General features: G+C 37.9%; 18 protein-coding genes. 3 read left to right on the plus strand and 15 right to left on the minus strand.

The window, feature by feature from the left end; genetic code table 11:
* Positions 1–173 precede the first annotated feature (173 nt).
* The 3 genes from IEE83_RS13260 to IEE83_RS13270 form a co-directional block, all read right to left on the minus strand.
* The gene (locus IEE83_RS13260; protein WP_194121036.1) at positions 174–596 is read right to left on the minus strand and encodes a hypothetical protein; all 423 of its coding nucleotides are present in this window, start codon (positions 594–596) and stop codon (positions 174–176) included.
* 123 nt (positions 597–719) lie between these two features.
* The gene (locus tag IEE83_RS13265) at positions 720–1,301 is read right to left on the minus strand and encodes an RNA polymerase sigma factor (RefSeq protein ID WP_194121037.1); all 582 of its coding nucleotides are present in this window, start codon (positions 1,299–1,301) and stop codon (positions 720–722) included.
* A gap of 865 nt (positions 1,302–2,166) precedes the next feature.
* The gene (locus tag IEE83_RS13270) at positions 2,167–3,129 is read right to left on the minus strand and encodes an aldo/keto reductase (RefSeq protein ID WP_194121038.1); all 963 of its coding nucleotides are present in this window, start codon (positions 3,127–3,129) and stop codon (positions 2,167–2,169) included.
* A 115-nt stretch (positions 3,130–3,244) separates the two neighbouring features.
* On the opposite strand from IEE83_RS13270, the gene IEE83_RS13275 reads away from it, so the two are divergent.
* Entirely contained in the window at positions 3,245–3,592 is a 348-nt protein-coding gene (locus tag IEE83_RS13275) for a winged helix-turn-helix transcriptional regulator (protein WP_194121039.1), read from the plus strand.
* A 322-nt stretch (positions 3,593–3,914) separates the two neighbouring features.
* Here IEE83_RS13275 and IEE83_RS13280 read toward each other — a convergent pair whose 3' ends face one another.
* The 4 genes from IEE83_RS13280 to IEE83_RS13295 form a co-directional block, all read right to left on the minus strand.
* On the minus strand, positions 3,915–5,057 hold the full coding sequence (locus tag IEE83_RS13280) for an FAD-dependent oxidoreductase (RefSeq protein WP_194121040.1): 1,143 nt from the start codon (positions 5,055–5,057) through the stop codon (positions 3,915–3,917).
* 21 nt (positions 5,058–5,078) lie between these two features.
* Complete coding sequence (locus IEE83_RS13285; RefSeq protein ID WP_194121041.1) at positions 5,079–5,678, minus strand: TetR/AcrR family transcriptional regulator; 600 nt, start codon at positions 5,676–5,678, stop codon at positions 5,079–5,081.
* 554 nt (positions 5,679–6,232) lie between these two features.
* Positions 6,233–6,679 (minus strand): helix-turn-helix transcriptional regulator, encoded by a 447-nt coding sequence (locus IEE83_RS13290; protein ID WP_228101799.1) that lies wholly within the window; start codon positions 6,677–6,679, stop codon positions 6,233–6,235.
* 287 nt (positions 6,680–6,966) lie between these two features.
* Complete coding sequence (locus tag IEE83_RS13295; RefSeq protein WP_194121042.1) at positions 6,967–7,782, minus strand: 2,3,4,5-tetrahydropyridine-2,6-dicarboxylate N-succinyltransferase; 816 nt, start codon at positions 7,780–7,782, stop codon at positions 6,967–6,969.
* Between the two features lie 552 nt (positions 7,783–8,334).
* Here IEE83_RS13295 and gap point away from each other — a divergent pair.
* A complete protein-coding gene (gene gap, locus IEE83_RS13300) occupies positions 8,335–9,348 on the plus strand; it encodes a type I glyceraldehyde-3-phosphate dehydrogenase (protein ID WP_194121043.1) in 1,014 nt (337 codons plus the stop codon).
* Between the two features lie 68 nt (positions 9,349–9,416).
* On the opposite strand, the gene trmB is transcribed toward gap, so the two are convergent.
* From trmB to IEE83_RS13335, 7 genes are all read right to left on the minus strand, one after another.
* Entirely contained in the window at positions 9,417–10,076 is a 660-nt protein-coding gene (trmB, locus tag IEE83_RS13305) for a tRNA (guanosine(46)-N7)-methyltransferase TrmB (protein WP_194121044.1), read from the minus strand.
* Between the two features lie 22 nt (positions 10,077–10,098).
* Positions 10,099–11,400, minus strand: a complete 1,302-nt coding sequence (locus IEE83_RS13310; RefSeq protein WP_194121045.1) for a bifunctional folylpolyglutamate synthase/dihydrofolate synthase — start codon at positions 11,398–11,400, stop codon at positions 10,099–10,101.
* Positions 11,401–11,408: 8 nt separating this feature from the next.
* Complete coding sequence (locus IEE83_RS13315; RefSeq protein ID WP_194121046.1) at positions 11,409–12,332, minus strand: hypothetical protein; 924 nt, start codon at positions 12,330–12,332, stop codon at positions 11,409–11,411.
* 114 nt (positions 12,333–12,446) lie between these two features.
* Complete coding sequence (locus tag IEE83_RS13320) at positions 12,447–13,514, minus strand: HU domain-containing protein (protein WP_194121047.1); 1,068 nt, start codon at positions 13,512–13,514, stop codon at positions 12,447–12,449.
* Positions 13,515–13,544: 30 nt separating this feature from the next.
* Positions 13,545–15,215 carry a TonB-dependent receptor gene (locus IEE83_RS13325; RefSeq protein WP_194121048.1) on the minus strand — a complete coding sequence of 557 codons (1,671 nt, stop codon included), beginning with the start codon at positions 15,213–15,215 and terminating at the stop codon, positions 13,545–13,547.
* Between the two features lie 38 nt (positions 15,216–15,253).
* On the minus strand, positions 15,254–18,271 hold the full coding sequence (locus IEE83_RS13330) for a tetratricopeptide repeat protein (RefSeq protein WP_194121049.1): 3,018 nt from the start codon (positions 18,269–18,271) through the stop codon (positions 15,254–15,256).
* Between the two features lie 168 nt (positions 18,272–18,439).
* The gene (locus IEE83_RS13335; protein WP_194121050.1) at positions 18,440–18,691 is read right to left on the minus strand and encodes a hypothetical protein; all 252 of its coding nucleotides are present in this window, start codon (positions 18,689–18,691) and stop codon (positions 18,440–18,442) included.
* A 69-nt stretch (positions 18,692–18,760) separates the two neighbouring features.
* Between IEE83_RS13335 and IEE83_RS13340 the strand changes: the two genes are divergently transcribed.
* Positions 18,761–19,768, plus strand: a complete 1,008-nt coding sequence (locus IEE83_RS13340; RefSeq protein WP_228101800.1) for a tetratricopeptide repeat protein — start codon at positions 18,761–18,763, stop codon at positions 19,766–19,768.
* A 1-nt stretch (position 19,769) separates the two neighbouring features.
* On the opposite strand, the gene menD is transcribed toward IEE83_RS13340, so the two are convergent.
* Positions 19,770–21,491 carry a 2-succinyl-5-enolpyruvyl-6-hydroxy-3-cyclohexene-1-carboxylic-acid synthase gene (gene menD, locus IEE83_RS13345; protein WP_194121052.1) on the minus strand — a complete coding sequence of 574 codons (1,722 nt, stop codon included), beginning with the start codon at positions 21,489–21,491 and terminating at the stop codon, positions 19,770–19,772.
* Positions 21,492–21,520 lie beyond the last annotated feature (29 nt).

Consider the following 21,520-nt stretch of genomic DNA (forward strand, 5'->3'; position numbering starts at 1 on the left):
TGTAAAAAATAAAACATAGCGCTTCCTCCTGCTCCCGGTAACGGGCGCACTATACGAAGGATTAAGCCTTACTTTCAGCCGGAAGTGGTGGCTCACTTTCGGCTGTTACTTTAAAAAAGGGTTTGGTTATTTTAATATCATATGAAATGGGTTAGATGAATAAAACGGTTTAGTTATTTATGCTTATTAATATCGTTGTTTGACTTTTGGGCTATTTCATGAAAAACAAGCCCTTTTTTTGTTGAGTGACCGAGCTCAAATGGTATTTCGTTTTTAATAAGACTCCCAATCGATTTATATTTTTTGACTAAAAAAATCGCCATAATCAGTACTGCTGCAATACCAGCGGAAATTAAATATGTCCCTAGCAAACCTGAAAGATTGTTCCCGGGAAACGGACGCTCGTTTGCATCAATTTTACGGTTAATTTCATATAGCATTTTCACTTCAAGCAAAGACCTTTCAGTGTCTGTCAACATCATATACCGCTTCACTTTTATTCTTCTAAACCATCTCCGAAGTTGTAAATTCTCGTCTTTTGTACATTCATCTTTCGAAAAGCGTAAAAGCAAATCTTCAAATTCGGACTTTGTCATGGCAGAGCAGTTAGGAATTATATAGCTAAGTCGTTTAACCAATCATGTCCCCTAGACACATTATATTAAATCATATAAAATTCATATTTTTCAATGCCCTATGTTCAAACATTCATTAAATAATTATATAAAAAAATATATTAATAGAATGGCGACGAAATCTTTTAAATAAATCCGAAGTGTTTTGAGAGACTTTGTGATATGGTATTCAACGCCCTTTTCAGACAGTTGAAGGTGAGTAGCAATTTTTGTAACAGGCCAGTTTTCCATTCTGCTCAGCCTGAAAACTTCCTGTGATTTCTCTGGCAAACTCTTCAAGCCTTTTTCCATAAAAAACGTCATGTCATTTACTGCAACAAGCTCTTCCGTTTGTGATTCCTCCTGGTCGAGAAACGTTTTATAGTAACTGATGTAATTATCTTTAACTATCTGAGAGCGTATGTGATCGATAACTGCATATTTTATTGAACGTACAAGATAATTTTCCAGGCTTTGGATTTGCAAAGTGCTGCGTTTTTCCCAAAGTTGTACAAAAATCTCCTGCACCAATTCCTCGGAAGTATCTTTATCATTAAGTCTTCGGCTCGCGATAAGGAAAAGTTTATACCAATATTTTTTATAGATTATTGAAAACGAGCCTCTGTCTCCTTGAATAAAATTTTCAATGAGTTGCATTTCAGACACACTAATATCAGATGAGCTCATAGATAAATAATTTCCCAATAGTGGTTAACATTAAGTACCATTACTCCTCTTATTAATTAGAGTAAATAGTTATACTAAATGAATAATATGTACAATAATAGTGTTTGCAGGTAGGTCAACTATCCTGCTCTGTCTGGTAAAGTTCAAATTTTTATCTGTCTAGTTATACTGGATTTCGTGTAACCGTTATATCCAGTTCATTTGCTTTATTTATATGTAAAAAGACCAATGGGGAACTCATGGAAATAGTTGATGTATTATACTTTTTATATAATACGATCATTTAATTTGTATTGTGATAATTATACTTTTAATACATTAATAACTAAATAATATTTTAATTAGTTATATACTTTTTGTACTTTAAGTATGTATTTTATGTATAGAAAAATCGATATTTATAAAATGACATATAAATATTATACACTTATAAATTATTATATGTATTCAAATATAAGTATCTGATTATTAACTTATTGATTTTGGCGTCAATGTCATTTAATCGTTCCCATAGATATTTTTAATTAATGTGGATTTTTGTGTTGTCGAATTGCAGCTATCTTCTCCAAAAGCATATGATGAAATCTTCTTGAAACAAGAAGATTTTCGGAAGGTCAATTAGGTGGTAAGTAATCAAATAGATAATTGTCTGCTGATTTTTCAAAAGATTTATGTAGAGTAACGAAATATAATATTCAGATTTCTGCTTCCCTCAATTGTATATATGCTATAATGTAAGATGTATGAGCAAGGCTATGTAATCCGGCTCTAATAATTATTCAAAATGTCACATGTCGATCATATTATCAGCAAATGACATTTTGAATAATGAAGAAGAATTTGTTCTAATCCGCAATGCGAACGATTACTTTTGGACGGTCGCTAATAAGTCGTGAGGATAACCCAATGTAACAGCGCTAAGTTGGTTGAGGCGATCGATATGCTCTGGACTCAACTGGATTTGGCCAGCTTTCAGGCCATCGATAATGTGATTTATTGTCCGTGCTCCTACTATCGGAAATGCATCTTTTGATAAGACCCAGGCAAAAGCAACCTGACCAGGTGTAATGTCCAGTTCTGCTGCAATTACAAAAAGCTGATCGATTATTGACTTTGTAAGTTCATTTTCCTGGTATTCTGAATTGGCGCCAAGCGTAATTCGGCCTGTTTCTCCTTTTCGATATTTTCCAGTGAGCAAGCCGCCGGCTAATGGCGAATACATCATTGTTCCCAACCCAAATTTTGTTGCCATTGGTATGAGTTCGCGATCTGGCGTGCGCTGTAATAAATTGTACTCAATCTGAATCGCGGTTAAAGATGTCGAGCTTGCAATGGCGGCAGCTTTCCAGGCGGGAAAATTTGTTAAACCTGTATAAAGTACTTTTCCTGAATGAACCAAGTCTTCGAATCCCCGCACAATTTCTTCAAGAGGCGTAACACCGTCATCAAAATGCGGCATATAAATATCGATATAATCGGTTTTTAGTCTTTTCAAACTTGCTTCTACCGCTTGTCTCATTGCCTTACGGTGATTTCCAAAATTGCCGATTGCGGGACTGGCTTCACTGCTTTGCGTGTATTTAGTGCAAATTATAAAGTTTCCGCGTTGGTGATTTATAAATTCCCCTACAATTTCTTCGGCTTCACCAAATTGATAACGGTCAGCAATATCTATAAAATTGCCACCGGCATCGGCATAAGCGGCAAGTATCTTTCTGGCATCTTCAGGATCGGTTCCATGGCCGCTTCGCGTTCCAAAACTTGCGGCACCCAGTATGATTTCACTTGCATATAAACCCGTCCGGGTTCCGAATAATTTATTTTTCATGATGTTTTTTTATGCAAAACTGTGTTCTGTGGAAATGTGATACAAGTATGGGTGAATTTATCCATACCTGAAATCAAATGCATAAGACATATCTTTGCCAATAAAAACAATTGAGATGTACCAAAAAAAGATTCCTGTTTCACTGGATTGTGGGTTGCACCTTTTTATGGAAGTGGTGAATGGCAAATGGAAAGCCAACCTGATCTGGAGTATTTATTCCGGAATAAAACGTCCCGGAGAATTACAGCGAAAATTGCCAAATGCTTCAAGAAGGGTTTTGGATACACAGCTGAAACAGCTTATCGATCACGGAATTCTTTACAAAATTACCTTTGATGAGCTTCCATTTAAAGTAGAATATGAGCTTACTGTACTGGGCAAATCTCTTATTCCTGCAATTATGTACGTAGCGCAATGGGGAGAAGATCATCGTGCTGAACTGGAAAATTTAATTAAAACCTAGTCATAAAATCATAATTTTTTTGGCACAAAGACTTAATATCCTGATATAGCTTTCCAAAGAATTCTTAATTACATATATCCAGCGACTTAGTTACCTTTTAAAAAGTAAGATATTTTGTTTTAATATTAATAAAATATAAAAGTATAATTAGTATAAAAAGTTTAAAATGTTATTTATGTATTGTAAGTATCAAACTGATTATTCATATAATATAATTATTAAATATGAAATGTATATTACATATTATATTTAATAAATTTCCAAGCATCTATTAAACAGGTACTTGGAAGTTTATGTATAATTTTTTATGGAGCGGCTGTGATCAGCTGATTAAAGAAATTAGCCATTCACTGGCACCGGGCGAATGTAATGCTTCGGTAGACTCCAAAGTCTGCTTCGCAGTTTCAGAAGATCGTTCAAGCATTTGTTTTTCGTATGAAGCAATGGCGGAATGGATATTTATAAAGTCGTCATTTAATAGACACTGGCTTAATTCCAATGCATCAACCATGGCCATGTTGACACCTTCACCTGCGTACGGAGGCATGAGATGTGCAGCGTCACCAAGCATGGTCAGGTTTGGCAAAGATTCCCATGTCTGGTCCAGCGGCATGCAGTATTGTGGTCTCGGTGTGAAATTGGAAACTGCGTTTTCAAAGAGCTCATCCCAGGCACCATTCCATCCCAAATATTCCTTTTTAAACCAGGTTAGTACCTGAGCATTGTCGGCGAAGTCAATACCGCAATCTCGAACCCAATTTTCACGGGTTTTATTTCCCGTGTAGAATACAAGACTTCCATCGCCCTTCGAGCTTACGATCAGGGTTTTCTCATCATCCAGGGCAAATATTTTGCCTCCATTCAGCAATTTGTGAATATTTGGAGTCTTCATCTCAGAATGGTAAACGGTGCCTTCTACGATCGTAATTCCTGCAAAGAAGGGCCTTATTGAAGTGATATAAGGACGTAATTTCGAGTTAGCTCCATCTGCGGCTATGACGATATCTGCAAGTGCTGAGTTACCATTTTTGAAGTCCAGCTTCCAAAAATCATCCTGCTTTGAAAGAGATAAAAAATGGCTGTTCCAGACAACGGTATCTGGCGCTAATGAATCTAAAAGTATATTTTGGAGTGGCCCGCGATCTATTTCCGGCCTGGACTGTTCATTTTCTTTTTCATTGGCATCGTCATAAACAACGTCTGCATTTTTATCGACGATTCTCAAACGATCGGCGCCGGGACGATAATTTTTCCAAAACGCGTCCATCAGTCCGGCTTCTTTGAGCGCTTTTAAACCAGATTCTTCATGAAGATCCAGCGTTGCTCCCTGCATCCTGGCGTGTTTGTGAGCGCCTCTCTCATAAACTTTTACATCGGCACCATTCATTTGAAGAAGTCTTGCCATTGTCAATCCGCCCGGGCCACCTCCGACAACTGCTATTTTCTTGTTTTTTAGAAGATTCATTTTCTTATTTAATTATAGATATTAGTCTTTCAATATGCCTTTTATTACCATCTCACAGCATTCCAAAATCATAGCTTCGGTGATAATTTGCTCTGGTCTTTCCAGATAGTCAAAATATTCATTCATGAGATCAAGGAGCGGCGAGAATAATAAAGCCCTGTGTACATCACCAGGAAGATCCCGAATTACGCCTGTCGCTACATTCGTTTTTAAAAATTTATGAATCGGTGCAAAGAATTGTCCTTGTTTAATATTGGATTTTTGAAATGCTTTATTGAGTAAAGGCGACGATTTTCCGTATTGGAGCAGGGCGAAAGAATGACGGTTGTTGACAAGATAGCGGAAGGTGTTCAACCATAATTTCCTGACACCTTCCGAAAAATTCATCTCCTCTGTGAAATTTTCAAGTACAGCCTTTTCATAGGAACCCAGAACTTCATCGATGAAAAGCTTTATCAAAAAGTCCTCTTTGCTTTCATACTTTATATATATCGTTCGCGGAGATACGTTGGCAGCCTTTGCTAATTTTTGCATGCTTAAATTTTCCAGACCTTCATCTGAGATTATCTGTAATGCTACGGCTTTGATTGCGTCTTCCTTTTCTAAATTTTTTGGTCTCATGATATCATAGCTGATTTCAGTAATAACGTGCAAAGTAAGTAAATGTTTATTTACTTATAAAATATTTTTTTGATTTTATGAAAAATGAGAAGTTTTAGATTTGAAGTTGTATAGACTATTACGCCAAATTCAGTTTTATCGATAGAAAGTGTGAGGAAAATCTTAACGAGAAAAGTTGTTAAGTTACTCTTAGAAGTTATTCCTTTTAGTATTTCGCTAATCTACTATTTTTGAGAAATTATTTAACAAGTATGATGTTATAAGACATTACATACTTCCGAAATTAACTTTTCATTACTCACATGCGAATAGGAATTTTTAATGGCTCATTTGAACAATAAAAACGATTAGCGAAATGTGCAGATCTGAATCGTGTAATGCGTAATTGTCTGACGGAGATTTATATCTTTCTCAAATAATCATCACCCATATCAGAGTCACCAGTTACCTAGTAAGTGAGACCTCATGGCAGGAAATTTTCAAAATGTGCACTTAGATAATTTCACAAAGCACCTTGTAAACTATCTAATTAGTTCACAGTAATCAAATGATCATTATTTGTTAAATTCCTGAAATGTTCCATCGGAATAAAATATCAAAATCCTTTCGACCTTCTTCTCTTCCTGTATTGACGATTTTGTCCCAGCTACATTTTCCTGTACGGGATTCTGTGAGGCCGTATTATTTTTACGCGATTCTGAGAGGCTCGTTGCACCTGTTTTTTGCCCATTAAGCAGGGTATAATTATCTGCTTTGAAAGGCTTTATTTCACTGATAGATTCTGGCAAATCTTCGTCTTCTAAAATCCAGTTTATACCTAAATCAGGGAATCTCCGGATGATTTTCTGCACGATGTCCAGACTAGGTTTATTTCGCCCGGCAATGATGTGAGAAATGCTCGAACGCTGTATTCCTATCTCATCCGCAAAATGTGATGGGGATATATTTTTGTCAACAAGTATCTGCTTTATCTTCTCGTTCAAATCCATCGTAGGATACATTATTAAACAGTTTAATATTTACAAATATCAACACACAAATATAAATTGATTTATTAATGTAAACAACACATTTGTAAATTCTTAAGTTTAATATTTTAAGCAATTACAAATGTAAATTAGTTGATACTATTTAATATTGTAAACAGTTTAACAAATAGAAAGATACGTGTAATTTTAGATTTACAAATGTAAACACAAAAATAAATGCGATATTCAATCAAGAATACCGCATTATAATTTATTAAACCGGGAAAGTTAATAACTGCAATTGTAAAGGATGCAGAAAGTTAAACTGTAACGTTATTTTCTCTCAACGCATCATTAAGAGAAGTCTTTAAATCTGTACTTGGCTTACGTTTTCCAATGATCAATGCGCAAGGAACATGGTACGTACCAGCAGGAAATTCCTTAGGTAAGGTACCAGGGATCACAACTGAATCGGCAGGAACAAATCCTTTATATTCTACCGGCTCTGGTCCTGTAACATCAATAATTTTTGAGCTTCCTGTGATCGTTACACCAGCGCCTAAAACAGCTCTTTTACCGATATGTGCCCCTTCCACAACGATGCAGCGGGAGCCAATAAATGCACCATCCTCAATGATAACCGGAGCGGCCTGAACGGGCTCCAAAACACCACCAATTCCAACGCCACCACTAAGGTGAACATTCTTACCTATCTGTGCGCAGCTACCCACAGTTGCCCAGGTATCAACCATAGTTCCTTCATCTATGTAGGCGCCAATATTAACGTATGAAGGCATCAAAATAACTCCCTTGGAAATATAAGAACCGTAACGTGCAACGGCCGGAGGAACCACCCGAACACCCAGTGCTTCGTACCCTGTTTTAAGTTTCATTTTATCATGATACTCAAAAATCCCGGTTTCAAGTACTTCCATTTTTTGAATAGGGAAATAAAGAATGATCGCTTTTTTTAGTGATTCATTTACAACCCAAGTACCATCTTCCTGTGGTTCTGCCACACGAAGACGACCTTTATCGACTTCCTCAATTATGCTTTTGATTAATTCTACATTTTCCGGATCCTTCAATAATTCCCGGTCAGACCAGATGTTTTCGATTTGAGTACTAAGGCTCATGTTAAAGTAATTGATTAATAAAAAGTATTTAACTTATTGAAAGATAGTTAGTTATGTTTTAATATAAAATTATAATTTGCATATTTCTATATAATTATATTCAAATGCGAATTCAGTAAATAAGACATAAACCCTCCTACCATCCGTTACAAATATAAAACATTAAGGGCAAGTTTTATAGCTCCAATGCATCTATTCCTAAATGTTATAAAGGAAATTTTCGTAGTTTTTATCAGATCATTTTTATATCAATAAGTTCAAAATTCCATATCATAACCAACACAAACTTATACTAAATCAAGCCCGCCGTTACAATAATACATCTTTACAAAAGCCGCAAATAGTAACTATTATATTTAGTAAAAATTAAAAAATACCAATAAAATTAGTTTAGTAAAATACTAAATAAATTACTACCATAATTTTAATAGCCTAATATGACTAGAATAGTATTGACAATGAATTTAGAACGCAATTATTCTGTTAATTCCTTTAAATCGGCATTCATTTTTCTTAATATTGCCCCCGTAATAACATAATCCTTATAAGCACATGTCAAAAGTTAAAGTTGCAATCAATGGTTTTGGACGTATCGGCCGTCTAGTTTATCGCCAAATCTATAACATGGAGGGTATCGATATCGTAGCCATCAATGACCTTACAAGTCCTAAAGTGCTTGCTCACCTACTTAAATATGATACTGCACAAGGCAGATTTAATGCAGAAGTAACCTCAACTGAAAATTCAATCGTTGTAAACGGCGAAAACGTTGTTATATATGCGCAAAGAGATCCTTCATTAATTCCTTGGGGATCGCATGATGTTGATGTAGTTCTTGAGTGTACAGGTTTCTTTACTAGCAAAGAGTCTGCTGAGGCGCACATCAAAGCTGGTGCTAAGAAAGTGGTTATCTCCGCTCCTGCTACCGGAGATCTTAAAACTGTCGTGTTTAACGTTAACCACGATATTCTTGACGGATCTGAAACAGTTATCAGCGCAGCATCTTGCACAACGAACTGTCTTGCACCAATGGCGCAAGTTCTGGAAGATAAATTCGGTATTGTAAATGGCTTGATGACTACCATCCACGCTTATACAAACGACCAGAATACACAGGATTCTCCACACCCAAAAGGTGATTTGAGAAGAGCTCGTGCTGCTGCTCAGAACATTGTTCCTAACAGTACAGGTGCTGCAAAAGCAATCGGATTGGTATTGCCTTCATTGAAAGGTAAACTGGACGGTTCTGCACAACGTGTACCTACGCTTACAGGTTCACTTACTGAATTAACTGTTATTCTGGGTAAAGAAACAAGCGTAGAAGAGATCAATGCTGCTATGAAAGCTGCTGCGAACGAAAGCTACGGTTATACAGAAGATGAGATCGTGAGCAGCGACATCATCGGTATCAGCTACGGTTCACTTTTCGATGCTACACAAACGAAAGTTCAAAAAATCGGAGATACTCAATTGGTAAGAACTGTAAGTTGGTATGACAATGAAATGTCTTATGTTTCACAACTTGTTCGTACTGTTAACTACTTTGCTACTTTAATAAGCAAATAATTAGTATTTAGTATTGCTAAAAAATAACCCGTTATGAAATTTTATCATAACGGGTTATTTTGTTTACCCTATTCAACAACCGACTTAATAAATTTGATCGTGTAACCCTTCGCTACGAAAATACTTTCATAATGGGTTTTGACACCATGGTGTTCTGAAAGTAGCGGCGACTTATACAGATCGTCTGTATGCTCAATAATTTTATAATTTTCTGAATTCTCCAACGTGCCCAGGCTATATTCATAAAGAAAAGTACTGTCCGTTTTCAAACAGAACAAGCCACCCTTCTTCAAATATTTGGCGTAATTATTCAAAAAAATAGGATTTGTTAATCGCTTAGGCTCATCACGGTCTCGTACTTGTGGATCCGGATGAATGAGCCAGATTTCGTCCAACTCGTTTTCCTGAAAAAATTCTTCTGAATATTGGATTCCTGCACGAAGAAAAGCGACATTGGTCAACCCGGATTCCGTCGCTGCCAGGCTACCTCTCGCTATCCTGTCTCCCTTGATATCCATTCCAATAAAATTCTTGTCCGGAAAAACCTTTCCAAGGCCCACAGTATATTCACCTTTTCCGCAGGCCAATTCTAAAACGATAGGATTACTGTTGTTAAAGTAAAGCTCATTCCATTTTCCCTTAATCTCCGTATACAGGGGCTTTCCAATTTCGATAACATTTGCAGCTTGTGCGCTAAACTGATAGTGGGATAATTTTCTTCTTGACATGCTTAAAATATAATTCAACAAACTATAACTGATCGAGATCAGCCACAACAAAAGTACTTCCGCCAACATAAATGGCATCTTCCTGATCAGAGTCCAAAATTGCGGCTTCCAGAGCCTTATTTACATCTGGGTAAACATTCCCCTTCAAGTCTGATTCCAATGCTTTCTGCTGCAATTCTAATGCATCCAAAGCCCTGAGATTCGAAGGTTGACAGAAATAATAAATTCCGTCTTTGGGAAACAGGTTTAAAATGGAAGAAATATCCTTATCAGAAACAAAACCAATTACAAATCTTTTTTGCTTTGAGACCAGACTATTAAACTGTCTCATGGTTTCCGAAACTCCGGCGTAATTATGCGCAGTATCACAGTAAACCAGGGGCTTGTCATTTAATTTCTGCCAGCGGCCTTTCAAACCTGTGTTGCTTTGCACATGGGATAAACCGCTGTAAACCGCTTCCCGACTAATTTCGAAACCTGTTTCTTGTAATTTTTCTATTGCAGTTAAAACGCCACAAATATTTTTGAGTTGATAATCACCCGCCAGATCCAGATTTAAATCCGGATAAATTAGTTGGCCGGATGCCTTTGAAACAATATCCAGACTTAAAGCACCATTTTTATGCGATGAATTTGAAACGGTAAATACGTCTGCACCGTAAGCAATTTCTGAATTTCTTTCCAATGCAGCCTGATCAAAAACCTCTGAGATCTCAATTTCCTGCTTTTCGCTTACAATTACCGGAATTCCATTCTTGATAATCCCGGCTTTTTCAAAGGCAATTTTCCCAAGCGTATCCCCCAGAAACTGAACATGGTCATAACTTACGTTGGTGATAACCGAAAGTACGGGTGTAATAATATTGGTCGAATCCAGTCTGCCTCCCATGCCAACTTCAATAACGGCGACGTCAACCTCGCACTTTTCAAAATAAGAAAATGCCATGGCAACTGTCACTTCGAAGAAGGAAGGACTTAAACTTTCAATGTAAGATTTGTTAACACTGGTAAATTTTACAATAAAATCTTCATCAATGCTGATTCCGTTTACCCGTATACGCTCTGTAAATGACTTTAAATGAGGCGAAGTATACAATCCTACCTTGTATCCGGCGTCCTGCATTATAGAAGCCAGCATATGAGAAGTACTCCCTTTTCCATTGGTCCCGCCAACATGGATTGTTTTAAATTTTTCCTGTGGATTTCCCAGGTGATTACACAATTGAAGGGTAGTATGAAGGCCCGGCTTAAAAGCACGGGCCCCGATATTTTGAAAGACTGGTAGGCGACTATACAAATAGTCGATTGTTTCCTGATAATCCATTATCTATATTACTGCGAACTGATTTTAAAAGTGATTGTTCCCGTAGATTCCTCCGGAACATTGGATGACTGAGAAATAAAAGTAAGATCTCTTACGGCGCTGCGGTATTGATTTACCACGTCGTAGTCAGTAACCGTAGTACTTTGTGTGATGATATTTTTAACGCGACCATTCTTGTCAACTGTTATTTTGAAGGTAATAGAACCTGTTGCATCCGATTTGTCATTAACAACCGGTCTGCGTGACCACTTCCAACCCGATAAACTTAGCCCTACGGCCGTTCCGCCACCACCGCCTTCACCTTTGTATGTTTTGGCAAACAAACTCCCTGTTTTAGAGCCTTTATCGCCTACGCCTTCTGCATCGTCTCCATTATTATTTCCACCAACTCCGCTTTTGGTTCCGTTCGTTCCATTACTTCCCGATTTACTTCCGGAAGATTTCGTGAAAAGAGCATCTTTATTAACCGCTTTTTCAGGAACAGGTTTACTTACCGGAGCCGAAGAAGTAGCACTTCCGGTTGATTTTTTTGTTTCCGATTTTTCGGGAGCTTCAACAGGACTTTCTGCCTTAGAGGTAATCACTTTCTCAGTTACCGCTTTGGTAGGCTTTACAGATTCGACTTTTGGAGGAGTCGGAGGTGTTGGCTTAGGCTGAGAAACAGATTTACGCTGTTTTACTTCTTCAGCCTCAGCACGCATATTCTCTCTTACTTTCGAATTACTTGGTTTGTTGAAAGTTTGTATATCACCCTTTCCGACTTTGCTGGTACCATAATTGACCTCAACAAAAAGCTCCATAGGCTCCACTTTGGCGATAGAGCTTTTGAGACGTATGAAGAAAAATATTCCCAGCAAAACAGCTGTGATACCAACAGACAATGCCCAGGATATTGCTATTCGCTGACGATCTTCTGCTTGTAATTCAAACATTGGCTAATTTTTTGTGATTTGGTGTTGAACGTAAAAATATGTCATTTTCGTATAAATACAAAAGAAGGAGCCTTGCTGGCTCCTTCCCGGTACTTTTTATCTTTTAAACCTGGTCTATCTCTTTTTATAAACCCAGCCCTCTTCTCCTATTACTTTTTTAAGTTTTGCAGAAGCGCGGTATGCATCTCCTTCACTTTCAAATCCTTCAACAGCTACTTTAACTTTTTTGCTGTATTTATCGGCGTCAATAATAACAGCATCAGTATATCCTTTTTTCTTCATTTCTTCCAAAAGAACATTTGCTTGTCTGTTTCCTTTAAAAGCGCCTGCAATTAAATAAAAATGTTTATTTGAGACTGAGGCTGTTTCTTTTGGAATAATAACCTCCGGTTTCGTTTCAACCGGCTTTGCAATCTCAACTGTTGCTGCTACTGGTGCTATACTATCAATCTTTTTAGCAGGAGCTTTTTTAACAACATAAACTATTCTTCTTTTTGGTGCAGCTGGCGCTTTTTTAGCAACTACCGGCGTACTGGAAGTCATTTTTTCAAAAAAGCTGGTAAAAGGATTCAGCGTACTTCTGTTTTCACCATTTGAAGACACATAGAACAAACTGAAATAAAACATCAATCCGGCTATCATGGCAGCTGCTGTCCATGCGATCCAGTTCACTTTAACAGCGCGTGGCTCCTCCTCTTCAAGTACTTCAACGTGATCTTCGTGAACATGAACAACAGGCGTGTTAAAAACAGAAGCTCTTTTCTCAACCAGTTTTGCTGCTGTACTTCTGAAACCGTACCATTCGTCCTTGAAATATCTGTCGGTATTTGGCTCAAAAACCAGCTTCCCTTCAACATTCATACTGAACTCGCCTATTCCTTCAATGGTAGCACGCTCACTTGTCTGCAACGAAACACGAAGTTTATCCGTATAACGCTTAACATAAGCAACTGCTTCTCCATGACTGATCTGCTCCTGACGGGAAATGTAATTAGCTAATAACCCATCGTCAAGTTTCAAAAACTCATTGAAAGCCAAGCGTTTATCCGGCGGAGAAAACATGCCTGTCTCTGCATTGTAAAAGGCCTGAGCCTGATGAGAAAGCAGCGCGCCAAAGCCCGGAATGATTACGAATTCGTAGTCAGTTACCAGTTTTCTTATTACCGTTTCAACAGCTATCATGGAGTGCATTTTGAGGTGAATGAAGCGAAGTTAAAAAGAAAATGATAATCCTCCAACAAAGTTCAATCCCTGCTGCGGGTAGTATTGATACCGCTGATACTCCTTGCCCAATATGTTATTGAGAGATACAAAAGCTGAGAAGTTCCTGGTTAACAGGTAATCTATCTTCAAATTCAAGTCTGAAATAACAGGCAATTTGGTAACAACTCCACTCTGAAAATTTTTCGCTTTTATTCCTTTTAACATGTAAAAATCAGCTGTAACAAATAACTTTTTACTAATCGTCAAAGCGTTAAACCAGTTCAAAGTTAAATCCGGACGGTGCCATGCTTCTTCAACCGAACCCATTGAATAATCATAGTAATTTACTTTCAAAGATGTTTTAAACAAATCGTTGTAAGTATATCCGGCCTGTCCCGAAATATTCAACACCTTTGTTTTTTGCGGGTCATAAATAATGGAGAATTTCGAAGTATCAGCCAACGAGTTGTTAAAGTTGTAGAAGTTGTGATAAGAAGTATAAGACACTTTACCTTCATAATTAAAGCCACCGGCTACTTCTCCTTTAACACCAGCAAATATATCAGAGTTTTTTTCTGTATTGACAATCAATACATTAGGTCCCAACCATTGATTCTCGCTCAACATTCCCTTTAACGTATTGCGAACTACGTCGCCGTTCCATCCTCCAAATACATGAACACCATCAATGGGGCTTAGGTCAATATTTAATACCGGAAATGCTTTTGTCTTGTTTATATTTAACTGACTGTCAGTTTGATTTACAGCGTTGATACCGGCTGTAATTGTGAAAATATCAGACGTATACTTGAACGTAGGTTTAACACGATACAAATTACGGTTGTACGTTAAAGCATCCACACGCTGCGAGATAAAAGCACCTGCTTCCAACTGTGCATAAAAAGAACTTGAAATAGGAACCGAAGCATTAAGCGTAGTCCCCCAGTCAAGCTCAGATGCGTTGTAACGGTCATGCAATGTATTCAGACTTGTCTTTAAAGAATAATCAACGGCAACGTCCGGGTTTGTATTTTCAAAACCAAGATTGAAACCAAAATTATTGACCGTCTGACGGATACTGTCGCGGTTCACAACGTAAGATTCTATCTGAGGTTTGTAGCCATAGAAATAGTAGTTCTTCCGGTCATATTCCAACGAACCATCAACCTTATAAGTACTCATAATATACTTTCCGCCTACCTTAATATTGGTATTCGCATTGGCGGAATTTTTACCATCAACAGGACCATTACCCGCGGACAAATGTTTTAGCTGACCAGTAAATACAAGATCATCTGCACGGCGACCGCTCACAAAAGCTTCTCCAAGGAAACGGCCATAATTACCGGCTCCCAGTTTGATATAATTATTCAAAACATCAGGCTGATCCTGACGTGCTTTTTCATCAGATGATGCCGCGACCGATGGTGTTATTTTTGGTGACGCTATACTGATCTGTGGATCCAATATCTGATAATTAACTTTCTTTTCATTTGTTGTGCCCTGAATTGGCTGAACTTTATCAAAAAGCCGGTTTGCAGGAGCGAACTCAATACTTTTTTCCTTTACAATTTCATAAGTCTGGCTTTCAATTTCCCCTCTCTGTGCAAAAGCCACAGAGCTGGAAAAACCCAGAGTTAATAAAAATATGGATGTTCGAATTGTTCTTGAATGCGTCATAAGAAATATTTTTTGCTGTTTGCTTCGACAGGAATTTATCATTTTTGTTTTTCAAACTGGGCCAGTTTCTCTTTCGCAAGTTTCACTGCTTCCTGATCATCAGAATTGTCGATGATCGAGCTCAGGGTTGCTTTGGCCTGTCCAACTTCTTTCATGCCCATATACACATCTGCAAGTAAAATGAAGGATCGAACCCGCCAGTAATCAAAACCTTCGAAGGTTTTACTCATATCCAGGATAGCGGTTTCTGCCTCCTTATATTTCTTATTTTTATACAAAATTGTAGCAACCATATAGTTTGCTTCCGCGCCGTATTCATCCTTTGAAGTACTGGCCAGTTTTTTAAAATCTTCCGATGCCTTTGTTAAATCTCCTTTTTCGTAAGGAACTTTACCCAAATAAAGCTGCGCTTTGCCTAGTCCGCCCGGAACAACATTTCCTACATTGATGATTTCCTTGGCATAATAAAGCGTTGAATCGTAACTTTTCAGATTGTAATAAGTATCCATCAAACCAATCCAGGCTTGTGTCTGCTCTTTTTTATTTTCTGAATTACGAAGAAGAACTCTGAAATTGGTAACAGCATTGTTGAAATTGCCACGTCCGATTTCCAGTTCAGCAGAACGCTGGGCAGCAGCAGCTACAAAAGTGGAGCGGTTTTCCTGAACAACTTTACCATAATACTGCAAGGCATCCGCAACATTTCCAGTTTTATCAAAAGATGACGCGATAAAATATCTTGCGTCATACTGATATTTACTTGAAGGATAAGTCTTTATAAAATCAAGCAACGCCTGTTTTGCGTTATCATATTTCTCAGCATAATAAAGATTACGAACGTTGTCGAATTCAACGTCTTCCAGTTTATCATTACCAGGGTTGTTTTTACGTACCACACCAAGCACCTGAGTGAATTCTTCGGGACGACCAACGGCTGTGTAACTTTCCTGGATACCTTCCAGTGCGCTGCTGGCCGATGGTGAATCCGAATAATCCGAAAGGATTTTCTTAAAGTCAACAATCGCCTGTTCGTAGACCTGCAAGTTATAGTAAGATTGAGCACGACGTAAAAGAGCGGCAGGGATCAGATAACTCTTAGGTTTTTCATTGATCATGCGCGTAAATCCTTTTACAGCGGCAGAATAACTTCCGTTTTTGAAATCAATATCTGCCATCTGGAAATAAGCATCATCCAGATAACGTGAACTTGGGAACTGACTGATCAGCGTTTCAAAGTTCTTACGTGCATCGGCTTCACGGTTCATGTAAACATATGCACGCCCCTTTTGGAACAAAGCGTAATCCTTATCAACTTTTCCTTTTGCAGAAACTTTGTCGTAAGTACCAATAGCTTCGTTATAATTTTTAGCAGCCAGGTAACAATCCGCTAGTCGCACGTAAGCGTCTTCAATAATGTTCCCGTCAATACCTTCCGTATTGTTTGTGAATTCTTTGAAGTAACCCAGCGCCTGACTGTATTTCTTTTGGTTGTAATAAACATATCCCAAAGCATAAAGACTTTTGCGGGCGTAAATACCAGCTTTGGAATTTTTTGAGAGTTGAGTATAAATAGCAACCGCATCATCCAGCTTTTTCAAACCGGTATTTGATTCTGCCTTATAAAAAGTAGCTGCTGTAAAAATATTTTCATCAATCGGGAATTTGATCGATTTGTTGAAGAAGGCAAGCGCCTGCTCAAAACGTTCCTGATTGAATTCCACCACACCCTGGTTAAAAGTAAGTCTTTGGTAGGTGGTATTAATTTTGGTATTCCGTTTTGCTAAACCTTCAATATAAGTAATCGCGCCCGTGTTATTGCTTGCTCCCGAATAACCTTCTGCAACTAATTCCGTGGCTTCTTCCTGATGTTTACTGTTCGGATATTTAGTAATGAAAGCATTAAATTCTTTTACAGCATCATTATTGTTGCCAAGATCCAATTGTACTTTTGCATGGTTGTAGCTAGCTTCTTCCTTGATGACAGGATTGTAATCCAACCGTGCTGCATTGTCTAATGCTGTTAAAGCATAACTTAAATTACTCGTCTTTAAGTAGCTGACACCGAGCAGATATGAAGCGTATTGCGATACAGAATCTTTCCCTGTCGCAACACCCTTAAGTGTAGAAATTGTTCCATTATAGTTGTTTGTACGAAACAAAGAATGTCCATAATGCAAAGCAACTGCCGGTGGAACAGAACCAGCTTTCATTTTATTATATCGCTCATAGGCCTTTACAGCCGCAGCATAATCTCCTTTTTCGTAGTAGACTTCTGCCACATATAATGCGACTTCAGCAATTTTTGTTCCGCCCCTTTGTTGGGCAAGAATTTTCTCACCATAAGACAATAATTTATCGTATTGTTTCAATTGGTATAAAGAAGAAATAATCCAGTTGGGAACTTCTTCTTTATAGTTAGGGTGATTCTCAACGGCTATAAAATCCTGATAAGCTTCTTCGAAATTATTTTTCTGATAATTGATAACCCCTGCATAAAACGATGCATCCCCTGCATTAGCAAACGAAGGATCAGTTTTTACCTGATTGAATAAAGGCAAGGCCGCATCCAGATTTTTTGTATTGTAATATGACATCGCAAGCTGATAGGTATTATCCATCTTCTTACCGCCATTACCTGGAAGTTTTACTGCCTTTTCCAGATAAGTGATTGCCTTTTCATAATTTCCGGCTTCGTAGTAATATTTCCCCAGATCTCCATAAATCTGCTGTGCCTTAGGATGTTCGGCATGATTTCTTACAAACCGGTCCACCTGAACTTCCGCTTCAGGATAATTTAAATACAAGCCAGTAACCGCTACATAATATTCGGCCGTAACCTTGTTGTAATCACTCGTACTTAACAGATTATCATTTGCATTCAGATAGTCGCCAAACTCCTGCCTGGCGGCTACAAAGTTTAATTTTTCATAATATTCAAGGCCGTTACGAAAATGCGCTTCCGGTGCAGTGTAACTCATAGTATTCTGAGCATTAACCGTATACGTACCAACGCATAAGCCTAAACCGAGCGCATAAGTGCCATGTTTTAAAAGCATAGGGGTTCGTTTTGTGGATTTTTGTGGTGATTTATTGTTTGCGATCATATATTATTAAAAGATAAAGCTATCTGGCTAATACCTGCTAAAACTATTTGGTAGTTAACGAAAAGGCCTTTGAAAGCGTATAAATAGAGAAAAAGCAACATCTAATATCTTGATATTACTTCAAAAAATAACATCATTACGGTTTAATGTATTCGCAAAATCTTCTTGCATCCCAGAGAATCTGGCAGATACCTTTTCCAGGAACTCAATATCCATACTCTTTTCTATTTCTTCGACGTTTGCAATCTCGTATTCTTCGATTTTGTAAGTTTGCTCGAACATACCAGCTTCAATCTTGATGATGTACTTATTATTCCATTGGTAAATACTAATCTTGAAGTGCTGGTTGGGTATATCCTTTATATATCGCATAGGTAAATATTTTTTTGCAAAAGTAATCAATTCAAAATTGGGATGAATTCAATGTTTAAACATAGTATATTGCTAATATTTATAGTGCTAATTATTTTGTCGTGTGGTGGTCAGGATAAAAAAGATTCTGCTGATTTTTTTTTAAAGGCTAATGTAGCTTTTACTCAAAACAATTATACCGAAGCACTTCGTCTGTATAATGAAGCCATCGCCAAAAATCCAGACTTTCCGGATGCTTATCTGAACAAAGGCATAACGTTAATGAAAATTGGTCAAATAAACGATGCCCGTGAGGTTTTGACAGAAGCAATCAAACTTGACCCTACACTGATACAGGCAATTCTCGTAAGATCGGAATCTTCGCTCCGTTTGGGCGATTTTAAGAGTGCGGAAGATGACTTGAAAAAGATTTCAAAAGAATATTCAGATTCAACCAGATATTTTTTGATAAAGGGAAATCTAAACGATGCCATGAGCCAGACGTCCGAAGCGATTGCAGATTATGATAAGGCGATTTTGCTGGACAAAGAAAATACCGAGGCATTTGTAAATCGTGGTGCGGTATATTACAAACTTCACTCCTACCAGCTGGCAAGAGAAGATTTTGCATCCGCTATCAAGCTTAATCCATCCCAACCCGAAGCGTTGAATAACCTTGGACTTATAGCAACAATTAACAAAGAGTGGAAAAACGCAATTTTTTATTTTGACAGGATACTGAATTTTCATCCAGATGACGCATTAGCTTTAAATAACAAAGGTTACGTCCTATTGCAAACAGGAGCCCTGGAAGACGGTAAAAAGCTCATAGAAAGGGCATTGGACACAAATCCCAAGAACGGCTACGCACTAAGAAATCTGGGATTGTATTATGACCTGTCAAATGATCCCGATAAGGCACTTTTGGAATACAATAAAGCCATAGAGCTGGCCGAACCGGTGGAAATGCTCTATGGCTTTACTGGAAGACTCTATTTCAAACAAAAAGATAAAACAAAAGCTTGCGAGATCTGGAAAAAAGGCACGATTCTGAAAGATTCTATTGCTATTGAAGAATTAGCCAAAAACTGCAAATAGTTTACCAATTTGAACGTATGAAACTTTTCAGTCCTTTCCAGGATTTTGCATTTTCTGCCGGGTCAGTAAATATTTCGAGCAAGCTGATTTTGTCCGTACTTAAAAATGCCGATAACTCAGTCTTCAAACCCTCAAAATCGGACGCCGAAAAGTAATCAATTTTTGAATCTTCTGACGTTCTTCTGGCGGTAAAGGGATGGCGCGTTTCAAAGTAATTTTCAAGCTCCGGCAAACTTGCGGGACCGTCGATCATTCTGAAAATATTTCCACCACTGTTGTTTAAAACGATGATCTTTAAATTGTCTGGTAACGGCTGAATTAACAGTCCGTTCCGGTCATATAAAAAGGCAACATCGCCAACCAGTAAAAAGGTTGGTTTGTTGTTAACCAAAGCTGCTCCGATGGCTGTACTAACACAACCATCGATACCGCTTGTACCTCGATTTGCAAAAATTTCAAGATGAGAAACTCCATCACCCAACGCGTTCACGTAACGGATCGGCATACTGTTGGCAATATGCAGCTGAGAATCCGCCGGAAGTAAATTTATGATCCAATTAACAGATGTTAGATCATTTAACAGTGATAGATTTATGAAATATTCGACTGATAATGACTTTACTTTCAGGTCATATTCGATCCAGCTTGTCTTATAAGAAGAATCATTCTCCGGATCTGAACCCTGCACAAATAATTGATAATCAATCTTTTCAAATAGATTATCAAAAAAGTACTGAGCAGAAAGCGGGATTATTTGGGTTAAAGAAAAGAAAGTATCCACGACATGACTGTCTTCGCTGATATGCCAGTGTCTGATCGATGGATTTTTTTGAAGAAATTGTTTAAATGCTTTTGAAATGAATGATAATCCGTAGGTAATTAACAGATCAGGTCTTAGTTTTTCAGTATCAGCATCAGCTAAAAACAAATCCTGGAACGTAATAAAACTATCGTTTCCCTTTTGGTTAGAAATGGAGTCTCCTATTACCGGAACGTCAAGTTCTTCTGTTATTTTTGATAAAACAAGATTAAGTTTTTTGTCATTTTCATGCTGACCACCCGCTATTAAAATGCGTTCTGCATTGTCCCATTCATTCAATAATTCGTGCCAGGTTTCGATAGATAAAGAAGCTTCTGTTTCCACTTTTTTTATGACCCGAACATCGGCAGATGGACTTAATTCTTCATCTTTTCCAGGATAAAAAGGCTCACGGATCGGGACATTAATATGCACCGGACCGTAAGGTTTTGAATGTGCCAGAATAGCTGCTTCGTTAGCTGTCCTGTTGATCAGCCAGCGGGCATCTTTATGATCGTAATCTGAGGGAATTGTGAAGGATTTTTTCACATGTTTTCCATAGATTTCAGCCTGATAAATCGTTTGTCCATCCAGTTGATGGATCCATTCCTGAGGTCTGTCAGCGGTTAAAATCAGTAAAGAAATCTGTTGAAAGAATGCTTCGGTAACTGCGGGAGCATAATTGTAGGCTGCACTTCCGGAAGTGCAGATCAGGATAACCGTCTGTTTTAACTGCTGCGCCATTCCAAGCGCTATAAATCCTGCAGAGCGTTCATCCATTACCACATGCTTTTCAAAGCCTCTGTGGCGCGAAAAAGCCAGTGTTAATGCGGCGCTTCGGGAGCCGGGAGAAATTACTACGTGCCGTATGCCCTGGGCATAACAAACTTCGGCCAGATTAATTAAGGGCTGTAATACTGCCATTTCGATTATATACAAAAATAGCCTCAAAA

This window comes from Dyadobacter subterraneus, assembly GCF_015221875.1.
Classification (GTDB): Bacteria; Bacteroidota; Bacteroidia; order Cytophagales; family Spirosomataceae; genus Dyadobacter; species Dyadobacter subterraneus.